This is a genomic window from Paracoccus sp. FO-3 (assembly GCF_006386455.1).
GTDB lineage: Bacteria > Pseudomonadota > Alphaproteobacteria > Rhodobacterales > Rhodobacteraceae > Paracoccus > Paracoccus versutus.
On the sequence record NZ_VCBQ01000178.1, the window covers coordinates 1 to 5,252 of the forward strand.

The 5,252-nt window shown below is 65.2% G+C and carries 5 protein-coding genes; 1 reads left to right on the top strand and 4 read right to left on the bottom strand.

Features of this window, described 5'->3' with window-relative positions; all coding sequences use genetic code 11:
- A partial coding sequence (locus FE811_RS25545) for a helix-turn-helix domain-containing protein (protein WP_140849316.1) occupies window positions 1–514 on the top strand: 514 nt, incomplete at its 5' end.
- On the opposite strand, the gene glnT is transcribed toward FE811_RS25545, so the two are convergent.
- From glnT to FE811_RS25565, 4 genes are all read right to left on the bottom strand, one after another.
- The gene (gene glnT / locus FE811_RS25550; RefSeq protein WP_116221783.1) at window positions 435–1,739 is read right to left on the bottom strand and encodes a type III glutamate--ammonia ligase; all 1,305 of its coding nucleotides are present in this window, start codon (window positions 1,737–1,739) and stop codon (window positions 435–437) included. The genes FE811_RS25545 and glnT overlap by 80 nt on opposite strands.
- Window positions 1,740–1,811: 72 nt before the next feature.
- Entirely contained in the window at window positions 1,812–3,137 is a 1,326-nt protein-coding gene (locus FE811_RS25555) for an FMN-binding glutamate synthase family protein (RefSeq protein ID WP_072464342.1), read from the bottom strand.
- Window positions 3,138–3,148: 11 nt separating this feature from the next.
- Window positions 3,149–3,832 carry a GXGXG domain-containing protein gene (locus FE811_RS25560; RefSeq protein WP_036761223.1) on the bottom strand — a complete coding sequence of 228 codons (684 nt, stop codon included), beginning with the start codon at window positions 3,830–3,832 and terminating at the stop codon, window positions 3,149–3,151.
- Window position 3,833: 1 nt separating this feature from the next.
- Window positions 3,834–4,721, bottom strand: a complete 888-nt coding sequence (locus FE811_RS25565) for a glutamine amidotransferase family protein (RefSeq protein ID WP_116221784.1) — start codon at window positions 4,719–4,721, stop codon at window positions 3,834–3,836.
- Window positions 4,722–5,252: the final 531 nt, after the last annotated feature.

Here is a 5,252-nt window from a genome sequence, read left to right on the forward strand (position 1 = left end):
CAGCCCGCCCCAAGGCAAAAGCCCGGCCCGGCGCTACAATCTGCACCATCCCGTGCTGGAGGCGGCGGTGCGGCTGATGAGTTCGCATATCGCCGATCCGCTGTCGGCCGACCAGCTTGCGGAGCTTTCCGGTTGCAGCCTGCGCCAGCTACAGCGCTGCTTTTCGGACCACTTCGGCCTGTCGGTCATGGAGTTCTACCGGCGTTTGCGGCTGGAGAAGGCGAACGAGCTGCTGCGCCATTCCGCCCTGCCGATCGCCGAAATCACCGCGATCACCGGCTTTGCGACCATGCAGCATTTCAGCCGGTGTTTCGCGCAAGCCTTCGGCGTTCCGCCGGGACAACGCAGGCTGCAAGGGCTGGGCGCACCCGGATCGGAGGCCGTCAGCGGTAAGCGTGCATGGCGCCCGCCCATAGCAGGCGCCCAGGAATCCGTCAGATGTCCAAGGTATTGTCCCGTTCCCACTGGGTCAGATGACCGCAATAGGAATTCCACTCCTGTGTCTTCATCTTGATATAGGCGGCCGAGAAATCCTCGCCCATCGCGGCCTTCAGCCCGGCGTCGTCGTCATAGGCGCGGATCGCGTCCAGCAGGTTCAGCGGCAGCTTCGGCGCATCGATGATGCGGTGGCCTTCGGCATACATGTCGATGTCGTGGCGCTTGCCGGGATCGGCCTTGCTGCGCAGCCCCGAAAGTCCCGCCGCGATGATCACGGCTTGCAGAAGGTAGGGGTTGACCGCGCCGTCGGGCAGCCGCAACTCGAACCGGCCCGGTCCGGGGACGCGCACCATATGGGTGCGGTTGTTGCCGGTCCATGTGACCGTATTGGGCGCCCAGGTCGCCCCCGAGACGGTGCGCGGCGCGTTGATGCGCTTGTAGCTGTTCACCGTGGGATTGGTAATCGCGGCCAGCGCAGAGGCGTGCTTCATGACCCCGCCCAGGAAATGCCGGCCCTCGTCTGACAGGCTGAGTTCCTTGCCGTCGTCGGCAAAGGCATTGCGCCCGTCCCTGGTCCAGACCGAGATATGGACATGGCAGCCGTTGCCGGTCAGGCCTATGATCGGCTTGGGCATGAAGGTGGCGCGCAGCCCGTGCTTTTCGGCGACCGAGCGGGTCATGAACTTGAAGAAGCTGTGCTTGTCCGCCGTGGCCATGGCGCTGTCGTATTTCCAGTTCATCTCGAACTGGCCGTTCGCGTCCTCATGGTCGTTCTGATAGGGTTCCCAGCCCAGTTCCAGCATGTAGTCGCAGATCTCGGCCACCACATCGTAGCGCCGCATCACCGCCTGCTGGTCGTAGCAGGGTTTCACCGCGGTATCGGCGGGGTCGGAGATCTGCGTGCCCTCGGGCGTCAGCAGGAAGAATTCCGGCTCGACCCCGGTCTTGACCACCAGGCCCATTTCCGCGGCCTCGGCCGTCAGCCGCCCCAGCACGTTGCGAGGCGCCTGCGCCAGCGGTCCGCTGTCCGACATGACGCAATCCGAAGCGACCCAGGCCACTTCCCTTTTCCACGGCAGCTGGATGACCGAGGAGGCGTCCGGCAGCGCCAGCATGTCGGCATGGGCGGGGGTCAGGTCCAGCCATGTGGCGAAACCGGCGAAACCGGCGCCGTCCTTCTGCATCTCGGCGATGGCCTGCGCCGGCACCAGCTTGGCGCGCTGCGATCCGAACAGGTCGGTATAGGAAATCATGAAGTATTTGACGCCCTTCTCACGGGCGAATTCGGCGAGATCGGTCATGCGGAAGGTTCCCGTTGGAGGAAAAGAGCTGGATCGGGGCAGGATGCGATGTCCTGCCCTCTGGTCGTTGGTTCAGAAGCCGTTCTGGCCGGGAATCCAGTTGGTGCCCGCCAGCGGGACGCCCGCCATGGCGGCGGCTTCCAGCGTCAGGGCGCAAAGATCCTCGGGTTCCAGGTTGTGGACATGGCTCTTGCCGCAGGCCCGCGCGATGGTCTGGCATTCCAGCGTCATCACGGCCAGGTAGTTGCGCAGCCGCCGCGCGCCCTCGACAGGGTCGAAACGCTTCATCAGTTCGGGGTCCTGCGTGGTGATGCCGGCGGGATCGCGGCCTTCGTGCCAGTCGTCATAGGCATCCGCCGTGGTGCCGAGCGCGGCATAATCCTCGTCCCATTTCGGGTCGTTCTCGCCCAGGGCGATCAGCGCGGCGGTGCCGATGGCTACCGCATCGGCGCCAAGCGCCAGCGCCTTGGCCACATCCGCGCCGGTGCGGATCCCGCCCGAGACGACAAGCTGCACCTTGCGGTGCATCCCCAGGTCTTGCAGCGCCTTCACCGCCGGGCGGATGCAGGCCAGCGTCGGCTGGCCGACATTCTCGATGAAGACGTCCTGCGTCGCGGCGGTGCCGCCCTGCATCCCGTCCAGCACGACCACGTCGGCGCCCGCCTTCACCGCCAGGGCGGTGTCGTAATAGGGGCGCGCGCCACCGACCTTGATGTAGATCGGCTTTTCCCAGTTGGTGATCTCGCGCAGTTCCAGGATCTTGATCTCCAGATCGTCCGGGCCGGTCCAGTCGGGATGGCGGCAGGCCGAGCGCTGGTCGATGCCGATGGGCAGGTTGCGCATCCCGGCCACCCGCTCGGTGATCTTCTGGCCCAGAAGCATGCCGCCGCCGCCGGGCTTGGCGCCCTGGCCGACGACGATCTCGATCGCATCGGCGCGGCGCAGGTCGTCGGGGTTCATGCCGTAGCGGCTGGGAAGATACTGATAGACCAGCTTTTCCGAATGCCCGCGTTCCTCGTTCGTCATGCCGCCGTCGCCGGTGGTGGTCGAGGTTCCGGCCAGCGTCGCGCCGCGCCCAAGGGCCTCTTTCGCGGGACCGGATAGCGCGCCGAAGCTCATGCCCGCGATGGTGATCGGGATCTTCAACTCGATGGGCTTTTTCGCGAACCGCGTGCCCAGCACCACCGAGGTGTCGCATTTCTCGCGGTAACCCTCCAGCGGGTAGCGCGAGATCGAGGCGCCCAGGAACAGCAGGTCGTCGAAATGCGGCACCCTGCGCTTGGCGCCGCCGCCGCGGATGTCGTAGATGCCGGTATCGGCGGCGCGGCGGATTTCGGCGTTGATGCCGGGCGAGAAGGTCCAGCTGTCGCGCGGCAGGGTTTGCGGCGTCTTGTCCATGATATCCCTCATCAATAGGCGCCGGCGTGATCGACGTGGAAGTTGTAGAGCTTGCGGGCCGAGCCGTAGCGCTTGAACTCCTCGGGCTTCGCATCGGCGCCGGCGCGTTCCAGCAGGTCGCGCAGGATCTCGACATGCTCGGGGCGCATCTCTTTCTCGATGCAGTCCGAACCCAGCGACTTGACGGCGCCGCGCACGAACAGCCGCGCCTCATAGAGGCTGTCGCCAAGCGCGTCGCCCGCATCGCCCAGCACCACCAGATTGCCCGACTGCGCCATGAAGGCCGACATATGGCCGATATTGCCGAAGACCACGATGTCGATGCCCTTCATCGAGATGCCGCAGCGCGAACTGGCATTGCCCTTGATGACCAGAAGCCCGCCATGGCCGGTGGCACCCGCGTATTGGCTGGCGTCGCCCTCGATGACGACAGTGCCCGACATCATGTTCTCGGCCACGCCCGGCCCGGCCGAGCCGGTGACCTTGACGGTCGCCTGCTTGTTCATCCCGGCGCAGTAATAGCCGGTCGAGCCCTTGACGGTGACTTCGATGGGCGCATCCAGGCCCACGGCGATGGCATGGGCACCCTTGGGGTTCTCGATCACCCATTCGGTCTGGTTGGTCCGGGAAGCCTGCGCCTGAAGCGCCGCATTGACGTCGCGCAGCGGCGTGGTGGCAAGGTCGATGGTCTGCATCTCAGCGCTCCCAGAAATAGACGGTGGCGGGCTCGGGTTCCCAGACGCGGGCGCTCTCGATGCCGGGCAGGTTTGCAAGGGCGCGGTATTCGCTGCCGAAGGCGACGTAATCCTCGGTCTCGGCCATGACGGCGGGCTTGCAGGCGACGGGGTCGCGCACCACGCCGAAGCCATTGCGGGTGCCGACGACGAAGGTGAAGAAACCGTCCAGATCCTGCAACGTGCCTTCCAGCGCCTCGCTGAGGCTGGCGCCTTCGGCCAGGCGCGACGAGATATAGCAAGCGGCGACCTCGGTATCGTTCTGTGTTTCCGGGGCGAAACCCTTCTGGGTCAGTTCACGGCGCATCTGGTTGTGATTGGACAGCGAGCCGTTATGCACCAGGCACTGGTCGGCGCCGGTCGAGAAGGGATGCGCGCCCAGCGTCGTCACCGCGCTTTCCGTCGCCATGCGGGTATGGCCGATGCCGTGGCTGCCGGCCATCTGGCGCAGGTGAAAACGGGCGGCGACCTGTTCGGGCAGGCCGACCTCCTTGAAGATTTCCATCGCGTGGCCCGAACCCATGACGCGGATGCCTTTCCCGGCCAGAAAGCCGCGGGCCTCGGGCTCTGTGCCCTCGGGCAGGGTCAGCACCGCATGAGTGTCGATGACCCGCATCCCGACCGTATCCCCCAGCGCATCGGACAGCGCCGCGTCGAGGCCACGGAATGCCGTTTCCGGGTCGTCCGACTGGACGGTGATCTTCGGCTTGCCGCCATCATTGCCGTAGATGGCGATTCCCGCGCTGTCCGGCCCGCGATCCGTCATCGTGATCAGCATGTCCGTCAGCAGGTCGCCTAGCTTCGGCTGCAATTCCTGGTTCTTCAGGAACAGACCAACGATACCACACATCCCTTGCCGTCCTCGTAATCAGCTTCGCTTACCTGATGATTACCTATGAGAAATAAAATTTCTTCAAGGGAAATATGTGGGATTCCTGCCATTGCGCATGCCGCGGAAGTCTCCTGCCGCTTCGGCGTTCAGGAAGCTGAACCATGATCGGGCAACTGCCCGGCACATGAGCAATTCGAAAACGCAGAGCTGGTGAGCCGGCTAATTCCCCATCCCTGGGCACTGGGAACGGTCAGGCGCTGGCCAAGCCAGCCCAACCTCGGCCATGCAAGCGCTTGGATTTTTCGGTCCACATCAAGGACGTTTGCCGCGATATTGGCCTTTCGCGCAGTTCCCTTCCATCCACCTCTCCCCGCTGGCCGGGATCAGCGCGACGGGCCGGGGCTTCGTGCTGGAGCCGTGCGGCGTGCGCAGGATCGCCGTGCTGGCCCCGCCGGTCGAGGGTGATCATGCCGGGCTGCTGGCCCTGCTTTCCGATGGCGAGGCCTGGTCGAGTTCGAGGAAGGGCTGACCGACCGCGACTACGGCAGC